20 protein-coding genes and 1 pseudogene are annotated in these 16,346 nt (G+C 64.4%); 11 read left to right on the top strand and 10 right to left on the bottom strand.

The genetic code is table 11. The annotated features are described in order from the left end of the window. Positions 1-66 precede the first annotated feature (66 nt). The 4 genes and pseudogenes from JQ635_RS10305 to JQ635_RS10320 all read right to left on the bottom strand — a co-directional run. Positions 67-519: pseudogene (locus JQ635_RS10305) on the bottom strand (DUF3147 family protein); the annotation flags it as partial. Beyond that, positions 519-866, bottom strand: a complete 348-nt coding sequence (locus JQ635_RS10310; RefSeq protein WP_211409737.1) for a hypothetical protein — start codon at positions 864-866, stop codon at positions 519-521. The gene JQ635_RS10310 and the pseudogene JQ635_RS10305, both read right to left, overlap by 1 nt. Then, complete coding sequence (locus JQ635_RS10315; RefSeq protein WP_211409738.1) at positions 863-1,438, bottom strand: phosphatase PAP2 family protein; 576 nt, start codon at positions 1,436-1,438, stop codon at positions 863-865. The genes JQ635_RS10310 and JQ635_RS10315 overlap by 4 nt, the downstream gene beginning before the upstream one ends. Positions 1,439-1,669: 231 nt before the next feature. After that, positions 1,670-1,897 carry a hypothetical protein gene (locus JQ635_RS10320; protein ID WP_211409739.1) on the bottom strand — a complete coding sequence of 76 codons (228 nt, stop codon included), beginning with the start codon at positions 1,895-1,897 and terminating at the stop codon, positions 1,670-1,672. A gap of 152 nt (positions 1,898-2,049) precedes the next feature. Between JQ635_RS10320 and JQ635_RS10325 the strand changes: the two genes are divergently transcribed. Continuing rightward, complete coding sequence (locus JQ635_RS10325) at positions 2,050-2,424, top strand: PRC-barrel domain-containing protein (RefSeq protein ID WP_211409740.1); 375 nt, start codon at positions 2,050-2,052, stop codon at positions 2,422-2,424. Between the two features lie 23 nt (positions 2,425-2,447). Next, positions 2,448-2,609, top strand: a complete 162-nt coding sequence (locus JQ635_RS10330) for a hypothetical protein (RefSeq protein ID WP_211409741.1) — start codon at positions 2,448-2,450, stop codon at positions 2,607-2,609. Between the two features lie 245 nt (positions 2,610-2,854). Here the strand turns inward: JQ635_RS10330 and JQ635_RS10335 are convergent, their stop codons facing one another. After that, positions 2,855-3,319 (bottom strand): winged helix-turn-helix transcriptional regulator, encoded by a 465-nt coding sequence (locus tag JQ635_RS10335; RefSeq protein ID WP_211409742.1) that lies wholly within the window; start codon positions 3,317-3,319, stop codon positions 2,855-2,857. 160 nt (positions 3,320-3,479) lie between these two features. Here JQ635_RS10335 and JQ635_RS10340 point away from each other — a divergent pair, with 160 nt between their 5' ends. From JQ635_RS10340 to JQ635_RS10355, 4 genes are all read left to right on the top strand, one after another. Beyond that, complete coding sequence (locus tag JQ635_RS10340; protein ID WP_211409743.1) at positions 3,480-4,217, top strand: SDR family oxidoreductase; 738 nt, start codon at positions 3,480-3,482, stop codon at positions 4,215-4,217. 62 nt (positions 4,218-4,279) lie between these two features. Beyond that, a complete protein-coding gene (locus tag JQ635_RS10345) occupies positions 4,280-5,281 on the top strand; it encodes an NAD(P)H-dependent flavin oxidoreductase (protein WP_211409744.1) in 1,002 nt (333 codons plus the stop codon). A gap of 108 nt (positions 5,282-5,389) precedes the next feature. Further along, on the top strand, positions 5,390-5,809 hold the full coding sequence (locus tag JQ635_RS10350) for a hypothetical protein (RefSeq protein WP_211409745.1): 420 nt from the start codon (positions 5,390-5,392) through the stop codon (positions 5,807-5,809). Between the two features lie 331 nt (positions 5,810-6,140). Next, a complete protein-coding gene (locus tag JQ635_RS10355; RefSeq protein WP_211409746.1) occupies positions 6,141-7,715 on the top strand; it encodes an alkaline phosphatase D family protein in 1,575 nt (524 codons plus the stop codon). Here the strand turns inward: JQ635_RS10355 and JQ635_RS10360 are convergent. After that, positions 7,712-7,933: a hypothetical protein gene (locus JQ635_RS10360; protein ID WP_211409747.1), complete on the bottom strand. Its 222-nt coding sequence runs from the start codon at positions 7,931-7,933 to the stop codon at positions 7,712-7,714. The two genes, JQ635_RS10355 and JQ635_RS10360, sit on opposite strands and share 4 nt — an antisense overlap. A gap of 257 nt (positions 7,934-8,190) precedes the next feature. On the opposite strand from JQ635_RS10360, the gene JQ635_RS10365 reads away from it, so the two are divergent. After that, positions 8,191-9,009 carry an aldo/keto reductase gene (locus tag JQ635_RS10365; protein ID WP_211409748.1) on the top strand — a complete coding sequence of 273 codons (819 nt, stop codon included), beginning with the start codon at positions 8,191-8,193 and terminating at the stop codon, positions 9,007-9,009. 229 nt (positions 9,010-9,238) lie between these two features. Here JQ635_RS10365 and JQ635_RS10370 read toward each other — a convergent pair whose 3' ends face one another. Continuing rightward, positions 9,239-9,469 carry a hypothetical protein gene (locus tag JQ635_RS10370; protein WP_211409749.1) on the bottom strand — a complete coding sequence of 77 codons (231 nt, stop codon included), beginning with the start codon at positions 9,467-9,469 and terminating at the stop codon, positions 9,239-9,241. A 153-nt stretch (positions 9,470-9,622) separates the two neighbouring features. Then, the gene (locus JQ635_RS10375; RefSeq protein ID WP_211409750.1) at positions 9,623-10,075 is read right to left on the bottom strand and encodes a hypothetical protein; all 453 of its coding nucleotides are present in this window, start codon (positions 10,073-10,075) and stop codon (positions 9,623-9,625) included. Positions 10,076-10,232: 157 nt separating this feature from the next. On the opposite strand from JQ635_RS10375, the gene JQ635_RS10380 reads away from it, so the two are divergent. Next, positions 10,233-10,505, top strand: a complete 273-nt coding sequence (locus tag JQ635_RS10380) for a helix-turn-helix domain-containing protein (protein ID WP_172787337.1) — start codon at positions 10,233-10,235, stop codon at positions 10,503-10,505. 19 nt (positions 10,506-10,524) lie between these two features. Beyond that, positions 10,525-11,487 (top strand): 3,4-dihydroxyphenylacetate 2,3-dioxygenase, encoded by a 963-nt coding sequence (hpaD, locus tag JQ635_RS10385; protein ID WP_246583415.1) that lies wholly within the window; start codon positions 10,525-10,527, stop codon positions 11,485-11,487. On the opposite strand, the gene JQ635_RS10390 is transcribed toward hpaD, so the two are convergent. Beyond that, complete coding sequence (locus JQ635_RS10390; RefSeq protein ID WP_211409751.1) at positions 11,391-12,623, bottom strand: PLP-dependent aminotransferase family protein; 1,233 nt, start codon at positions 12,621-12,623, stop codon at positions 11,391-11,393. The genes hpaD and JQ635_RS10390 overlap by 97 nt on opposite strands. Before the next feature lie 87 nt (positions 12,624-12,710). Continuing rightward, positions 12,711-13,238, bottom strand: a complete 528-nt coding sequence (locus JQ635_RS10395) for a DUF3124 domain-containing protein (RefSeq protein WP_211409752.1) — start codon at positions 13,236-13,238, stop codon at positions 12,711-12,713. 67 nt (positions 13,239-13,305) lie between these two features. Here JQ635_RS10395 and JQ635_RS10400 point away from each other — a divergent pair, with 67 nt between their 5' ends. Further along, positions 13,306-15,036: a cation:proton antiporter gene (locus JQ635_RS10400; protein WP_211409753.1), complete on the top strand. Its 1,731-nt coding sequence runs from the start codon at positions 13,306-13,308 to the stop codon at positions 15,034-15,036. Between the two features lie 189 nt (positions 15,037-15,225). Continuing rightward, a complete protein-coding gene (gene ribB / locus JQ635_RS10405) occupies positions 15,226-16,302 on the top strand; it encodes a 3,4-dihydroxy-2-butanone-4-phosphate synthase (RefSeq protein ID WP_211409754.1) in 1,077 nt (358 codons plus the stop codon). Positions 16,303-16,346 lie beyond the last annotated feature (44 nt).

The raw sequence follows: 16,346 nt of genomic DNA on the forward strand, positions 1-16,346 counted from the left end.
CTTCATGCCGCCGCGGAGATGTTTGAATTCCTGAAACTGCGGGGCGCTCCGGCACCGCGCTGATCGCGACCAGGATCCGGACGACCGATGAGGCGAGACGGTGCGAAATTTCCGTCTCATCCACCACGCCGAGACTGAAACCACGGCCCAGGCGAAGATGGCGGAGATGAAGGCCGCGACGCTGCTCACGGGGACCGTGACGTAGAAGACGGCAGCGAACGCAGCAAGACCAATGCTTCCCAAGGTGGCGCCGGCGGCGTCGAGCGCTGCGGCCTCCTGCCCACGCCGGCGGCCGTCGAGGCCCGCCTTCTCCTTGGCCCGGCGCTCATGACTTTCGATCAGCGTTGCGCTGGCGCAGAAGATGGCGGGAAGGGCAAGGAAGAGCCCGCCTATGGAGGTGCCGAAGCTCGCACCCATCATGCCTGCCGGCACTGTCGCCACTCCGCCGAGCACGAAGCGAATAGCATATTCGTACCAGCGCGTTTGCTTCAACGCCGATGGGGACAGCTTGACCAGCATCAGGCGGCACCTCCGAAGCTCGCGAGCAGACCAAAGGCGACGACCAGCCATACAGCGAAGGCGAGAGTGGTGGCGGGCAGCGCGGCAAAACGAAAACGCATCAGCAGATGGCACACGGCGACGCTGTAGCAGGCAAGCGCGATCGCGCCATAGATCATGGTCCAGCTTTCGGCTGCGGCGTAAGCTCTGCCATGCTGCACGATCGCGATTGCCAGCGTGGCGAGCGCGATCGAGGGTGCGGCGCCGAGTAGGCCGGAAAAACTCTTTGGCCGCAGCATGTCGCCAAGGATCGCGAAAGCTGAGACGATCACCCCGCCGGCGATGAAGCGCACGACATATTCGGTCATGGCCGCACCCGCCTGCGGTGCTGGCGCCTCGCCAATGTGAGCGGCCTGAGCAGTCGTTCGACGGCAACACCGAGCGAGAACCCGGCTACCACATCGCTCGCCCAGTGCGCCAGCAGCACGACGCGCGTCAGCGAAAGCGCAACCGTGATGACGCGTACCGTGCGGCGCGGACCCGCCGGCAGCAGTCCTGCGGCCGAGGCGAGCGCACCCATGTGCATGGCGTGGCCGGAGGGGAAGGCATCGCGCGCTCGCCCGGAGAAGGGAACGCCGTTCCGATGACCGCGAACGGTCATGCGGTCAGGTCTCGTCTGGTCGAACACGGACTTCAGCGCGTGCGGAATCATGGCAGTCACCAACGTCACTGCCAGAATGTGATTGGCGGCAGGGCGTGCTTCCGGACGGTGCAATTGGGCGTAGAGCCATCCTGCAGCGGCAAGCGCCAGAAGCACATGCTCGTCGGCCGCCCAGGTCAGCGTCTGCGCTGTCTGCTCCAGCCCTGAATTGGTGTGGTCGGCGATCTCATTCGCGATCACCGTGTCGATCCGAGTGGGTTTGACTGTTACGACTGCCATCGGTCCGCGGCTGGTGCAATGTCTCCCGTGACGTTCTTGTAAGGCTTGGGAGACGATGATCGTTCCTGCGGCTACGGCTGTCCGGATCCGCCTGCAGCGCCATACACCTGACCGGTCGCGTAGCTCGCATCGGCCGCGGCAAGCTGCACGTAGACCCTGCACGGCTTGCTCGACCAGCTTCCTCGCCGCGCACATTTGCGCCGATCAACACGGGATTGGGGACCGAGGTTCCTAATCGGTCGGATTGCGGCCGGTGCGCGGGTTGATCGGATCGGTCGGCTTGCGCCGCAGCCTTTCCGGCAGGAACGGCTCGCCTGGTGCGGCCGACGGCTCTGCGCGAACGTCCGCATGGCGCTGCGCGCGCTCGTGCGGCGTCCTGTTGTCGTTGAAGTGCTGCTTCACATCGACGCCGTCGACGGGATCATTGACGCCATGCTGGATGTCGCGGAAGTCGCTCATGGTCCACCTCACTCCCGGTTTCCTGGTGGGCACATTGAGAACGGCGCGTTCTCTGTGATGTTCCTGCTTGGCCGCGAGATGCCGCACCCGCACGCTGGAACGATCACCATCAGAGCTGGTTGGCCCACACATCGGCTGAGTGGAGAATTACAATGCTGAATCAAGGCGAACTGGACCGCAGCGAGATGGGCCGGTTGATCGGCAGCGACAAGGTCGAGGGAACATCGGTCTACGGTGCAGACCGCAACAAGATCGGCTCGATCGAACGCGTGATGATCGACAAGGTCAGCGGCAGGGTGTCCTACGCCGTGCTCGGTTTCGGCGGATTCCTGGGCCTCGGTAATGATCACTACCCCTTGCCTTGGCAGTCGCTGAAATACGACACCGAGCTCGGCGGCTATGTCACCGGCATCACGACCAAGGAACTGGAAGGCGCGCCGAAATACGGCGCGAAAAGCGATTGGAACTGGAGCGATGACGCCGCCGTTCGGGGCATCAACTCGTACTACGGTGTTCCGTTCGCGTAAGGCGCTTCACGGAAGGATATCCGATGAGCAAGGAACGGCCCAACGACGATCCCCGGCAGCAGAATGACTGGGGATCTCATGCCCAGATGGACAAGCCCTGGAAGGGCAATCCGGAGAAGGAGCAGGGATCGGACAACAAGGTGAAACCCGATCTCGAGAAATGGCACGAGACCAAGACGCACTGAGCGAAGTGCGTCGCGGCAGGATGATCGAGGCGAGCGCGGCACGGTAAGTGCCGCGCTTGCTTTTTGACCGTTGCAATCACGAATGGCGGTGGGGCATTGAGCTCCCGCTGTCGTCCTGGCGAAAGCCAGGACCCATACCGCGGAATCTATCGATTGCGTGTGGTCGTCGTACCGAACTCCAAGTCTTCGCCAAACGTCTCCCTGGGGTAATGGGTCCTGTCTTTTCGCCAGGACGACATTTGAGCTCACCCCACCGCTTCTTCCCGCCCCGGGCCCGCATGCACATGCACCTGCTTGGCATGCAGTACCTCGCCGCATTCCGAGCACACCATCACGGGATCGAAGAGCTTGCCGCAATTCCTGTGCTCATGCAGCAGCGGACGGCCGCGCTCGTCGCCCATGTGCGTGTCGCCCCAATGCACCATGGCCATGATGATCGGGTAGAGGTCGAGGCCTTTCTGGGTGAGGATGTATTCGTAGCGCTTGGGCGCCTCGGAATAGGGGACGCGGCGCAGGATGCCGAAGCGGACCAGCTTCTTCAGCCGCTCCGAGAGCAGGTGTCGTGTGATCTGGAGCGAGGACTGAAACGCCTCGAACCGGCGCACGCGCAAAAAGCATTCGCGCAGGATCAGCAGCGTCCAGCGATCGCCGACCACGGCGACGGTGCGGGAAAGCGAGCAGGGCTCCTCATCCAGCGTGTCCCACTTCATGATCCGTCTCCGGCGCAGTGCTAGTCAGTCAGAAAAAGGAACTGACTTGAACGATCAACACAATTTCCCGCTAAGCCTAGCATCTGTCCCGGAAGTTTGACAGTTCTATTTTAGAACTATAGCCTTCCGCTCAACCACATGCTCAGCGGAGGAGGCGACCTTGCCCAAGCGAAACGCCACAGCAGCCGTCATCGGGGCCGGCGATTTCATCGGCTCCGAGATCGCCAAGAAGTTCGCCGCGGAAGGATTTTCGATCTTCGCCGGCCGCCGCAACGGCGACAAGCTGGCGCCGCTGGTGAAGGACATCGAGACCTCCGGCGGCGAGATCCACGCGCGCTCGCTCGATGCGCGTAAGGAGGACGAGGTCATCTCGTTCCTCAACGATGCCGACAAGCATGCGCCGCTCGAGGTCTGCATCTTCAACGTCGGTGCCAACGTCAATTTCCCGATCCTCGACACAACCGAACGCGTGTTCCGGAAAGTGTGGGAGATGGCTTGCTATTCCGGCTTCCTCGCGGGCCGTGAGGCGGCGCGGCTGATGCTGCCGCGCGGCGGCGGCAACATCTTCTTCACCGGTGCGACCGCGTCCTTGCGCGGCGGCAGCGGCTTTGCCGCCTTCGCCAGCGCCAAGTTCGGCCTGCGCGCGGTGGCGCAGGCGATGGCGCGCGAGCTCGGGCCGAAGAACATCCACGTCGCCCATCTCATCATCGATTCCGGCGTCGACACCGAATGGGTGCGCCAGCGCCGGCTCGAAGCGCTCGGGCCGAACGCGCTCGACAATCCCGACCTCCTGATGCCGCCGTCGTCGGTGGCGGACGCCTATTGGCAGCTCTACCAGCAGCCCAAGAACGCCTGGACCTTCGAGATGGAGATCAGGCCGTTCGGAGAGAAGTGGTGACCGCGGCGCAAGACTGCGGTTAGACTGATTCCATACAAACCAAAATCCGGGAGGCGACTTACGTGAAGACTGCGATCACCGAACTGTTCGGCATAGAGCACCCCATCATCCAGGGCGGCATGCATTTCGTCGGCTTTGCCGATCTGGCCGCCGCGGTCTCCAATGCCGGCGGGCTCGGCATCATCACGGGTCTCACGCAGAAGACACCGGAATTGCTCGCCAAGGAGATCGCGCGCTGCCGCGATATGACCGACAAGCCGTTCGGCGTAAATCTTACCTTTCTGCCGACCTTCTCCGCGCCGCCTTATCCGGAATACATCGCCGCGATCGTTGAGGGCGGCATCAAGGCGGTTGAGACCGCGGGCCGCAGCCCGGAAGCCTACATGCCGGCGCTGAAGGCCGCCGGCATCAAGGTGATCCACAAATGCACCTCGGTCCGCCACTCACTGAAGGCCGAACGCATCGGTTGTGACGCCGTCAGCGTCGACGGCTTCGAGTGCGGCGGCCATCCCGGTGAGGACGACATTCCGAACATGATCTTGCTGCCGCGTGCGGCCGAGGAGTTGAAGATTCCGTTCGTCGCCTCCGGCGGCATGGCCGACGGGCGCAGCCTCGTCGCGGCGCTGTCGCTGGGCGCGGCCGGCATGAACATGGGCACGCGCTTCATCGCGACCAAGGAAGCCCCGGTGCATGACAACGTGAAGAACGCGCTTGTTGCGGCCACCGAGCTCGACACCCGGCTCATCATGCGCGCCCTGCGCAACACTGAACGTGTGCTGAAGAATGCCAATGTCGATCGCCTGATCGAGATCGAGCGCGAGAAGGGCGCCAAGCTCACCATCGACGACATTCACGACCAGGTCGCGGGCGTCTATCCCAGGATCATGCTGGAGGGGCAGATGGACGCGGGTGCCTGGAGCTGCGGCATGGTCGCCGGCCTCATCCGCGACATCCCCTCCTGCAAGGAACTCATCGATCGCATCATGAACGAGGCGGAAACCATCATCCGCGGCCGCCTGATCGGGTTCCTGGATGGGACGGGGGCGACGCGAAAGGTCGCCTGACACCCGTCAACTTCTTAACCACGGCGGCAACCGGCCGCTGGAATTCCGCGCGATGCCTCCTAAATAGGGATAAATTACGCCCTAAATAATCCATTTCAGGAGGCGTCCGTGGTCCTGAAAAGCGTTCCTTTTGCCGTTGCCGTAGCCCTCGCCGTTGCGTGGGGCGGTATCGCGCGTGCTGACGACTACAAGCCTGACGAATATCTCGGTCTCGATCTCTCCAAGGCAGTGCTGTCGCCGAAGCGGCTCGGACCCGAGACGCGCTTCGCGCCGGTCGCGCTCGAGGCGAAGGGCGGCAACGACGCGCAGGCGCGGGTCGAGCCGATGGATGTGCCGAAGAGGGTCGCAGCTGAACGCGTGCACGTGCCCGAGCCGAAGGTCGCGCATGCCAGGAGCACGCAGCCGCGCGGCGCCGCCCGCGCCAAGCTCGCGCATCGCCGCGGCAATCCGCTCGACGCCCAGGCAATGGACACTCGTATCCAGACCTGGCCGTGCCGCAGCGGCGGCATCTGCAACTGGAAGCGGTAGTCGCAGCGCTCCCTTCGCCTCTCCCCGCTTGCGGGGAGAGGCCGGAATCTGCGCGGAGCGCAGATTCCGGGTGAGGGGGACTCTCCGTGATTCCAGCTCTTACCTTCTTCGAGGAGACTCCCCCTCACCCCAACCCTCTCAGCGTGAGCGAAGCTCGTCGCGGCCCCGCAAGCGGGGCGAGGGGGCGGACGTTCTCTGCGGTACCATCTCGTTTGCAATTAACTGCCGTCATCCCCGCGTCGTAAAACCGTAGGCGCGGAGTCAAGAAACCGTAAGCTGGGAGTCAAGGAGCGCAGGCACCTTCCGTCGCGATTCGACGAAGGTCTCCTGAATGGCAACGCTCCGCGCCCCGCGCGCATGGACCCGGCGACAATTCCTGGTCCGCTCGACTTCAAGCCTCGCCGTCGCCTCGCTCGGCACGCTCGCAACGCCCCGCATCAGCCGCGCCGCCGACCGCCCCCGGATCGCGGGCGGCATCCAGTCCGGCGACGTCTCGGATGGCTCTGCCGTGATCTGGGGGCGCGCGGACCGGGCCGCACGGATGCAGGTGGAGTGCTCGACCACAGAGAGCTTCAAGGCCATCATCGCGTCGGCTTCGCGTGACGCGCTGCCCGATGCCGACTTCACCGCAAAACTGCTGCTGAACGACCTGCCGCCGGGGCAGGACATCTTCTATCGCGTCCGCTTTGACGACGTCGCGACCGGCATCACCGGCGAAAGCCGCGTCGGCCATTTCCGCACCGCGCCGGCCTCAGGCCGGTCGATCTCGTTCCTGTGGTCCGGCGACACCGCGGGGCAGGGCTGGGGCATCGACATCGCGCGCGGGGGCTATCGCAGCTACCGCACCATGCTCGACAACCGCCCCGATTTCTTCATCCACTCCGGCGATCACATCTACGCCGATTGCACGATTCCTACCGAGCAGAAGCTGCCGAACGGCGCAACCTGGCGCAATATCGTCACTGAGGAAAAAGCCGAGGTCGCGCACACGCTGGCGCAGTTTCGCGGCAACTACAAATACAACCATCTGGACGAGCACTTTCGCGCCTTCCACGCCGAGGTGCCGATGTTCGCGCAATGGGACGACCACGAGGTCACCAACGACTGGTCGCCGGCCGGCAGCTATGACGATGCGGGTTTCGAGGACGACGGGACCTCGCGACTGGTCGCACGCGCCCGCCGCGCCTTCTTCGACTTCATGCCGATCCGCGACATCGGCGCGCGGCAGGGCCGGGTCTATCGCAAGATCGCCTACGGCCCGCTGCTCGACGTCTTCATGATCGACATGCGCAGCTATCGCGACGACAGCTGGAACAAGGGCAACGATCACCGAGGCTGGATTCTCGGCGCCGAGCAGCTCGCCTGGCTGAAGCGCGAGCTTGCTGCCTCACGCGCGACCTGGAAGGTGATCGCGGCCGATCTGCCGATCGGTCTGGTCAGCCTCGACGCGGTCGCGCTCGGCAATGGCGCACCCGACCGGCGCGAGCACGAGATCGCCGATCTGCTCTCCTCCATCAAGCGCACGGGTGTGCGCAACATCGTCTGGCTCACCGCCGACATGCACTACACCGCCGCGCATTATTACGATCCGAACAAGGCGCAATTCCAGGACTTCGAGCCGTTCTGGGAATTCGTCTCCGGTCCGCTGCATGCCGGCAGCTGGGGACCGGGAGAGCTCGACAATACGTTTGGTCCGGTCGCGATGTACCAGAACGGCTGTAGCGCGGCGCAGGGCGAGAATCTCGCTCCTTGCTTCGGCCTGCAGTTCTTCGGCCGTGTCGACATCGACGGCGCGAGTGGCGTCATGACCGTGACCCTGAAGGATGTCGATAACCGCGATCTCTGGTCGGTCGACATCGAGCCGCAGCCGCAGCCGCGCCCGGCCGTGGTGGCGCAGCATTCCTAAGGCGCACGAAGGCCGATGCCGCCGCGCACCGGCCGGGTCACGGGTCGCGGGGTCTCCGCGCGTGCGTTCATCCAGTCCGGAGCGCGCGGCGCGGTGGTCTGCCGGACGAAAAATTCGCCCTGCTTGGGCGAGCCCATATAGGCAAAGCCGTCGGCATGCGCCGGAGCGGCGCCGGCAACGGCAGCCGCCAAAATGGCCATCGTCAAAAGCGTCTTCATGATCGTCTCCATCTTGTGTGCGGCCGGAATGACCGCGATGGTGAGATGCTGACAGGAGAGGGAGCCGATCTGAAATGCCGTTTGGCTGTCGCGGCGATACCCGCCGGCTATCTTGCTGACCTGATCTTGATTTGGCCCTGCTCCGGCGGCGCGCTATAATGTCCGCTCCTGCCATCTCTTTTCCATCACTGAAGAGTCTGCTCACGCGGCATCGCTGCGCGCATTCGGCGGGCTGAAATACGTCAGGAGCCTGTTTCATGGATCATCTGAAGACACAGGGCATCAGCATGCCCAAGCTCGGCCTCGGCACCTTCCGCATGCAGGGCGATGCCTGCCGGGCGGCGGTCGAGAGCGCGCTCGCGATCGGCTACCGCCACATCGACACCGCCGAGATGTACGCCAACGAAGAGCCGATCGGCGCCGCGCTTGCCGCAGCCCGCCTGCCGCGCGGCGAGTTGCACGTCACGACGAAGGTCTGGCACGAGAACCTCGCCCCCGATGCAATCCGCCGTGCCTTCGATGCCAGCCTGACGAAGCTGCGGCTCGATCATGTCGATCTCTATCTCGTGCACTGGCCGTCGAAGTCCGCGAACTGGGGCGCGGTGTTCGAGACGTTGATGAAGCTGAAGGAAGAGGGGCGCACGCGGGCCATCGGCGTTGCCAACTTCACTACCGCACTGCTCAAGATCGCGGTCGAGGACATCAAGGCGCCGATCGCCTGCAACCAGATCGAATATCACGCGATGCTCGATCAATCGAAGGTGCTGGCCTATCTCAAGCCTAAGTCGATCCCGCTGGTCGCCTATTGCCCGCTGGCGCAGGGGCGTATCGCGTCGGATCCCGTGCTGGGCGAGATCGGCACCAAACACAATGCGACCGCCGCGCAAGTCGCGCTGAAATGGCTGCTCGACCAGGACGGCGTCGCCGCGATTCCGAAGGCTTCGCGCCGCGAGAGCCAGCAGGCCAATCTCGATGCGCTGAAGATCACGCTCGACGAGGCCGACCGCAAGAAAATCGCGGCGCTGCCGAAGGACAGGCGCTGCGTCAATCCGGGCTTCGCGCCGGCGTGGGATTAGTCGGCCGAGGCAGCCGTTGTTTACCCTCTCCCCTTGTGGGAGAGGGTGGCTCGCCGCGAAGCGGCGAGACGGGTGAGGGGTTCTATCCGCGCTCGAATCTCTTGCGTTGGAGTTCGCCGAAGCAACCCCTCATCCGGCGCTTCGCGCCACCTTCTCCCACAAGGGGAGAAGGAAGAAGCACGCAAAGAAATGGCCCCGCGAGGGGCCATTTCCACGTTTGCGTTGCGCATTAGTCCCAGTGGTGATGGCGATGGCTGCGCTTGATCACCACGACCCTGTCGTCATGATGACGCCAGCCACGATGCCAGCCGTGGTCACGATGCATGCCGTATTCGGCATGCGCAGCGTACGGGCCGTGATCGTGACCACGCTTGATCACTACCGTCTCCGCACTCGCCAGCGTCGGCGCTGCGATCGCGAGCGCGCCAAGAGCGGCAACCACATAACCAAGCTTCTTCATGCTGTCCTCCTCCAATCGAATGCCAATCTAAACCGCGCATTCGTACGAACGTTCCGGAGGAATTGCAGGAGAATTCTGAACGGATGTTCAGACAGAGCATGATCCGGAAAAGTGTGGAGCGGTTTTCCGAAAGATCATGCGCAAATGGAATGCTTAATCGCAGCGCTGCTGCGCGGGCGTTGGCGCACCGGTGGCGACGTATTTGCCGTCCCTGATCGTGTACTCGCCGCGCTCGCTGCGATTGTAGATCGCGCGCAGGCTGCCGTCCTTCGCCAGCAGCAGTCCGAACTCGCGAGCCTGATGCAGCGAGGGGAAGTACACCATCACATTGAGCAGGCCCTCGGCGTTGACCGTGGCGGACACGACCTCGTTCTCGTCCTTGGCGTCGCCGAAATTGCGCCGGTACATCACCCGGCCGTCCTTCCGGATCTCATAGGTCAGGAGCGCCCCCTTGTCGCGGTCTGGCCGGGCCGCGCAATCGACCGCCCATGAGCCGAGCAGGCCCCATTGCTCGACCGTCGCCGCAAGCGTCTCCGCGCGCGCTAGAGGTATGAAGGCAACCCACAGCAATGCCGCCGTGGTCCAGCGGCTCAAACAACGCGTCATGTCCCGAAAAGCCCCGCCTCGAAGAATTCCAAAGTTTAGCATCCCCGGCGCGGCCGTCCACGCCGGCTGCCGATCGCGCGCGAATTTGATCCGCGTCAATGAGGCCGGCCGCAGCGGGGGTAGGATGGCAGCTCCGAAGGCGAACGTGGATACACCAATGCTGAATCAAGTCATGGATTTTGCGGGCGAAGTGCTGCCGGGGAGCTGCGCCGTGCCGCCCTATTCGGAGACCGCGTTTCTGGCCGAGCTGGGCGACCGCCTGAGGTCCTCGCGCACCCGCTGCGACCTGTCACGCCGGGAGCTTGCCCGCCGCTCGGGGATTTCCGAGCGCTACATCGCCCAGATCGAGGCCGGCAAGGGCAACGTCTCGATCGTCCTGCTGCTGCGGCTGGCCTCGGCGATCCACGGCAGCCAGCCACAGGCGGCCTGACGTTTCGGGGGTGGCCGCCATGGGGCAGCTCGTACTCGCGGCCAAGGTCACCCACGTTCCATCATTGATGCTGTCGGAGCAGCCCGGCAGCCCGCTTCGTGTCGCGCGCCAGGCCGCCGTCGAGTCCCTGCGCGAGCTTGGGCGGCGGGCGAGCGAGCGCGGCGTCACCAGCTTCGTGGTGTTCGATACCCACTGGCTCTCGAATTTCGGCTATCACATCAACGCCAATGCGCGGCATCGCGGCTCGTTCACCAGCCACGAGGCACCGCAGATGATTCAGGATCTGCGCTACGATCTGCCCGGCGATACCGGGCTCGCCGAAGCCATTGCGGGCAGGGCCGAAGATGCCGGTCTGAACGTCATCGCCCACCAGGTGGCGAGCCTCGGGCTCGAATACGGCACCATCGTCCCGATGCACTACATGAACCCGGACGGTTTTGCGAAGGTCGTCTCGGTCGCCTCGCCGCTGTTCACCTCGTTCGAGGAGAGCCGGGTTCTCGGTGAAGCGACCCGCCGGGCCATCGACGAATCCGGCGAACGGGTCGCGATCCTCGCCAGCGGCTCGCTCTCGCATCGGCTCTGGCCAAACAAGAAGCTCGGCCCGGAAGCGTGGACGTCGGTCGCCAGCGAGTTCAACCGCCAGGTCGATTTGCGCGTGCTCGAGCTTTGGCAGAGCCGCCGCTACCGCGAATTTCTCGACATGCTTCCCGACTACGCCATCAAGTGCAATGGCGAGGGCGGGATGGCGGACACCATCATGCTGTTTGCTGCGCTCGGCTTGGTCCGACTACCGCGGGGCCGCCGAGCAGCTCTGCGACTATTTTCCGTCCTCGGGCAGCGGCCAGGTCAACGTGGAATTCCACGTCGACGGATGAGTCATCGGCCTCAGGCCCGCTTCTCCACATTGGCGCTGCGGGCCGGCACGCCGAACTCCTTGCGGCAGACCTCGGCCAGCACGGCGACGCCTTCGCGGATCTGCTGATGCGTGGGGCTTGCAAAGCACAGCCGCAGGTGCGAGCTCGAATGGCTCTTGTTGGTCGACCATTCCGGCCCCGGATTGATCGAGACGCCGGCGGCCAGCGCAGCCTGATAGAGTTTGAGCGTATCGACCTGCTCGGGCAGTTTGACCCAGAGGAAGATGCCGCCCTTGGGCTCCTCGAACTCGGCCGCCGTGCCGAACTGCTCGTTGAGGGCCTCCATCAGCGTGTCGAGCTTGGTGCGCAGCGCCTTCGTCAAGGCCGGCACGTGGGTCGAGAAATGCGGCTTGCAATAGGCCGCCAGCACCATCTGCTCCAGCGCGCCGGAGCCGGCATCCGTCTTCAGCGACAGCATCCGCGACATCACATCCCAGGGCGCGACAATGAAGCCGACGCGCAGCGCCGGCGCGATCGATTTCGAGAACGAGCCGATATGGATCACGCCGCCGTTCGGGCTCATCGCGTGGATCGCCGGCGGCCGCTGGCCCGACCAGACCAGGTCGGCATAGCAATCGTCCTCGAAGATCGGCACGCCGTATTCGGTTGCGAGCCGCACCAGCTCAGTGCGGCGGCTCTCCGGCATGATGCTGCCGGTCGGGTTCTGCACCGTCGGGATGGTGTAGATGTATTTCGGGCGGATGCCGCGGCTCTTCAGATCGGCCAGCGTCGAGGCCAGCGCGTCCATGCGCATGCCGTCCTTGTCGAGAGGGATGCCCACCACATTGACCCCGAGCCGGGCTAGGCGGGTCAATGAGCCCTGATAGCTGTCCTGCTCGAAGATCACGGTGTCGCCGCGCGTCAGCAGCGTGTTGTTGACGAGGTCGAGCGCCTGCAGTGATCCCGAGACGATCAGGAGATCGTCGACGGTGCAGTTGATGCCGGCATCGCGCTTCAGTTTTGTCACCAGGAATTCGCGCAGCGGCAGATAGCCCTGCGGCCCGTGCGCCAGACCGTAAGTGGCGAGCGAGCGGCCCTCGCGCCGCAGCACCGTGTTGGTCGCTTCGATCAGCTCGTCGAGCGGGACCTGCTCGGAATCATTGTTGCCGCCGACAAAGCTGTATTTGGCAAGGCCCGTCCAGCGCGCAGTCGGGGCCGGCAGCCCTGCAGGAAACAGGGGAGCGAAATCGAAGCTGGACGTCATGGGAGCGTTCCTCGTCTTGTTTTTGTTGAGCCGGCTGGCATTGCGCCCGCGGCCTTACGTCTTGCCGACCGTCCGGGGCGGACGGTCTTATTTCTTTCCGACCGTCCTGGTCGGGCGTCCCTGGCTGATGAAAGCGTAATGCGCATTGGCGACGCCGCCAACCATCAAGGCCTCGACCACCGGCTCGGAGATCTCGCTTGTCGAGGCCCAGTCGACGATGAAATTGGCGCCTGTCCCGCCGCGCACGTCGTCGGTCGGAATGAAGATCGAGACGGTGGCGAGGGGCCTCAAGGCCACCGGCGCCTTCAGATAGCTCTCGACCTGCTTGCCTGCGGTGTCGAAATAGGCGATGCGTTTGAGCACCAGTGCTTGCGTCTCGGAGGCGTTGTGGACGCTCAATGTCACCGAGAAATCGACGCGCAGCTTGCCCTGGCTCATCGCAACGCTGGAATAGGCCGGCACGTAGAACCCTCCGGAGACGGCGAGTTCCTCTTTCGGCAGCGCGGTGAGCGAATCGGCAAAAGTCTGCTCGATATTGACCTTGGATTGCGCTGCGGCCGACAAGGCGGACGCGAATGGACCCAGCAGGGCTATCAACCAGAGCACGAACCGCATGTGACGAATTGCTCGCTTGCCGCGCCGCAACCCGCCACTAGGGTGCGGCAAAACGGACCAATTTGGCATGCATGAGCTCATTCGCGACATCACTCTCTGTATCCTGTTTGCCTGGGTGCTGGGCCTCCTGGCCCACTTCTCCCGGCAACCGCTGATCCTGGCCTACCTTATCGCCGGCTTCTGCATAGGTCCATTCGGTGCCGGCTGGGTCAAGTCGCAGGACTCGATCAGCGTCATCTCCGAGCTCGGCCTGATCTTCATGCTGTTCATGATCGGGCTCGAAATCGACCTGAAGAAGATCGTGCGGGCGGGAAGGGTGATCCTGTTTGCAGCGGGCGGCCAGCTCCTCGGCGGCTGCCTGCTCGGCGTGGCGTTCTTCGTCGGCATCGGCCTGTCGCTCGGTGGCGGGCATTTCGACGCGGTCTATCTCTGCGTCGCCTGCGCGCTGTCGAGCACCGTCATCATCGTCAAGGTGCTCTACGAGAAGCGCGAGCTCGACACGCTGCCGGGCCGCATCACGCTCGGCGTCCTGGTGCTGCAGGACATCTTCGCCATCCTGTTCCTGGCGGTGCAGCCGAGCCTTGCCAATCTGGAAGTCACCGTCATCCTGCTCTCGATCGGCCGTGTCGCGGTGCTGGTCGCCGCCGCGCTGCTGGTCAGCCGCTACGTGCTGCCGCGCCTGTTCCACCAGATCGCCCGTCGTCCCGAGCTGATCCTGCTCGGTGCGCTCGCCTGGTGCTTCCTCGTCGCCGAGACGGCCGAGCGGCTCTCGCTGTCGCGCGAGATGGGCGCCCTGATTGCCGGCGTCTCGCTCTCGACCTTCCCTTACGCGCTCGACGTCACCGCCAAGGTCACCACGCTGCGGGACTTCTTCATCACGCTGTTCTTCGTTGCGCTCGGCATGACCATTCCCGTGCCAGGCCTCTCCGTGATCGGGCTTGCCGTGATGATCGCGGCGTTCACGGTGGTGAGCCGGCTCGTCACCACCTTCACGCCGCTCTACCTGATGAAGCAGGGGCTGCGCGCCAGCCTGTTGCCGGCTCTCAACCTCGCGCAGATCTCCGAGTTCTCGCTTGTTGTGATCCAGACCGGCGTCAACGACCATCACATCGCAGCCGAGACGGCGAATGCCGCCTCCTTCGCTTTCGTGGTGCTGGCGGTGCTCTCAACCTTCGCGATGAGCCGCAGCGACGAGATCACCCGCTGGGCGATCGGTCCGTTGAAGCGGATCGGCCTGCGCGATCTCGACCACGGCAACGGCCATGCCGAGGAGAGCCACGAGGGCGGCCATGGCGAGGCCCGCCGCATCGTCATCCTCGGCTTTTTCCGTGCGGCGAGCGCGCTGCTGGCCGAGATCGAACGGCAGGCCCCGGTGCTGCTCGAGCAGATCACGGTGATCGATTTCAACCCCAATGTGTACCAGACGCTGTTGTCGCGCGGTCTGCACGTCATCTATGGCGACATCAGCAGCGCCGACACGCTGCTCCATGCCGGTGTCGGCAAGTCCGAGATGATCATCCTCAGCGTGCCGGACGCGCTTCTGAAGGGCGCCAGCAACGAGAAGCTGGTCCGTCACGTCCGCACCCTCAATCCGACCGCCTTGATCGTTGCCACGGCCGATCTTTTGTCGGATGTGGGCGAGCTCTATGCGGCTGGCGCCAGCTACGTCACGGTGACCCGGCTCAGCGATGCTCATGAGCTGTTTACCGTGATCGAAGCCGCCCAGGCCGGCCTGCTCGCGGACAAGCGTGCCGAGCTCGATCTGCGGCTCGGCGAGCGGCGCGAGGTGTTGCCCTGACGGCGGTTTGCCGTCTTCCGTCCGGGCTCTGCGCACCTATATCCCTGGTATCTTCGGTGCAAGCCTGAGGCCCGCGGGCCGGCCCGCCATCAGGCATATGCGGTTGCGTTCAGGACACTAGCGCTTGGAGCCAAGTCCGGCTAAGGCGTCCGGCAAGCCTCCGGCCCCATAACCGATAGAGATTGGGAAATGCCCGATACCGTCCAGGAAGTCTTGCAGGCCTTTGCCAGGGGCGAACTCGTCGTCGTCACCGACGACGAGGATCGCGAGGGCGAGGGCGATCTGATCGTCGCCGCCTCGCTCTGCACCGCCGAGAAGATGGCCTTCATCATCCGCCACACCTCCGGCATCGTCTGCGCCCCCGTCACCACCGAGGACGCCCGCCGCCTGCGGCTCGATCCGATGGTCGCCCACAACGATTCCGCGCACACCACCGCATTTACGGTCTCGGTCGACTACAAGCCCGACGGCGGCACCGGCATCTCGGCCGAGGAGCGTGCCTCGTGCTGCCGGGCGCTCGCCAATCCCAATGTCGGCGCCAACGACTTCGCCCGGCCGGGCCACATCTTCCCGCTGATCGCCAAGGATGGCGGCGTGCTGCTGCGCTCGGGCCATACCGAGGCCGCCGTCGACCTCTGCAAGCTGTCCGGCCTGCCGCCGGTCGGCGTCATCAGCGAGCTGATGAACGACGATGGCAGCGTGATGAAGGGCGAGCAGGTCGCGCAGTTCGCTGCCAGGCACAAGCTCAAGCACGTCACCATCGCGGACATGATCGCCTACCGCCAGGCGCGCGAGAAGCTGATCGAGCGGGTCTCGACCTTCGTCACCGAAAGCCCGATCGGACCCTTGCAGGGCTATGCCTACCGCTCGCCGTTCGATTCCATCGCCCACGTCGCCTTCGTCTATAACGGCGTCGGCGACGGCAAGAACGTGCTGACGCGCTTCCACAAGCCGAACATCGTCAAGGACACCTTCACCGGCCACAAGCGCATGGCGATCGTGCTCGAGCATTTCAAGAAAACCGGCCGTGGCGTGCTGGTCTATCTGCGCGACGGTGCGGCCGGTGTGCCCGTATCGCCGCTGGAGGACGAGACCTCGACCGAGGCCGACCGCAACCGCCAGTGGCGCGAGATCGGCGTCGGCGCGCAGATCCTGCGCGATCTCGGCGTCACCTCGATCCGGCACCTCACATCCTCGGTGCATGACTATAAGGGCCTGTCGGGCTTCGGCATCGAGATCGTCGCCAACGAGCAGCTCGAAACCTGACCACGTCGTTTCCGGGCTCGCGCCGTTGCGCGCCCCGGAATGAC

The sequence above is a fragment of the Bradyrhizobium iriomotense genome, from assembly GCF_018130765.1.
In the GTDB taxonomy this organism is placed as follows: domain Bacteria; phylum Pseudomonadota; class Alphaproteobacteria; order Rhizobiales; family Xanthobacteraceae; genus Bradyrhizobium; species Bradyrhizobium iriomotense_A.

Bases quoted from the DNA above. Each gene is read 5' to 3' on its own strand.
- JQ635_RS10310 (WP_211409737.1), bottom strand. From the start codon at position 866: ATGACCGAATATGTCGTGCGCTTCATCGCCGGCGGGGTGATCGTCTCA.
- JQ635_RS10315 (WP_211409738.1), bottom strand. From the start codon at position 1,438: ATGGCAGTCGTAACAGTCAAACCCACTCGGATCGACACGGTGATCGCG.
- JQ635_RS10320 (WP_211409739.1), bottom strand. From the start codon at position 1,897: ATGAGCGACTTCCGCGACATCCAGCATGGCGTCAATGATCCCGTCGAC.
- JQ635_RS10325 (WP_211409740.1), top strand. From the start codon at position 2,050: ATGCTGAATCAAGGCGAACTGGACCGCAGCGAGATGGGCCGGTTGATC.
- JQ635_RS10330 (WP_211409741.1), top strand. From the start codon at position 2,448: ATGAGCAAGGAACGGCCCAACGACGATCCCCGGCAGCAGAATGACTGG.
- JQ635_RS10335 (WP_211409742.1), bottom strand. From the start codon at position 3,319: ATGAAGTGGGACACGCTGGATGAGGAGCCCTGCTCGCTTTCCCGCACC.
- JQ635_RS10355 (WP_211409746.1), top strand. From the start codon at position 6,141: ATGGCAACGCTCCGCGCCCCGCGCGCATGGACCCGGCGACAATTCCTG.
- JQ635_RS10360 (WP_211409747.1), bottom strand. From the start codon at position 7,933: ATGAAGACGCTTTTGACGATGGCCATTTTGGCGGCTGCCGTTGCCGGC.
- JQ635_RS10365 (WP_211409748.1), top strand. From the start codon at position 8,191: ATGGATCATCTGAAGACACAGGGCATCAGCATGCCCAAGCTCGGCCTC.
- JQ635_RS10370 (WP_211409749.1), bottom strand. From the start codon at position 9,469: ATGAAGAAGCTTGGTTATGTGGTTGCCGCTCTTGGCGCGCTCGCGATC.
- JQ635_RS10375 (WP_211409750.1), bottom strand. From the start codon at position 10,075: ATGACGCGTTGTTTGAGCCGCTGGACCACGGCGGCATTGCTGTGGGTT.
- JQ635_RS10380 (WP_172787337.1), top strand. From the start codon at position 10,233: ATGCTGAATCAAGTCATGGATTTTGCGGGCGAAGTGCTGCCGGGGAGC.
- hpaD (WP_246583415.1), top strand. From the start codon at position 10,525: ATGGGGCAGCTCGTACTCGCGGCCAAGGTCACCCACGTTCCATCATTG.
- JQ635_RS10390 (WP_211409751.1), bottom strand. From the start codon at position 12,623: ATGACGTCCAGCTTCGATTTCGCTCCCCTGTTTCCTGCAGGGCTGCCG.
- JQ635_RS10395 (WP_211409752.1), bottom strand. From the start codon at position 13,238: ATGCGGTTCGTGCTCTGGTTGATAGCCCTGCTGGGTCCATTCGCGTCC.
- JQ635_RS10400 (WP_211409753.1), top strand. From the start codon at position 13,306: ATGCATGAGCTCATTCGCGACATCACTCTCTGTATCCTGTTTGCCTGG.
- ribB (WP_211409754.1), top strand. From the start codon at position 15,226: ATGCCCGATACCGTCCAGGAAGTCTTGCAGGCCTTTGCCAGGGGCGAA.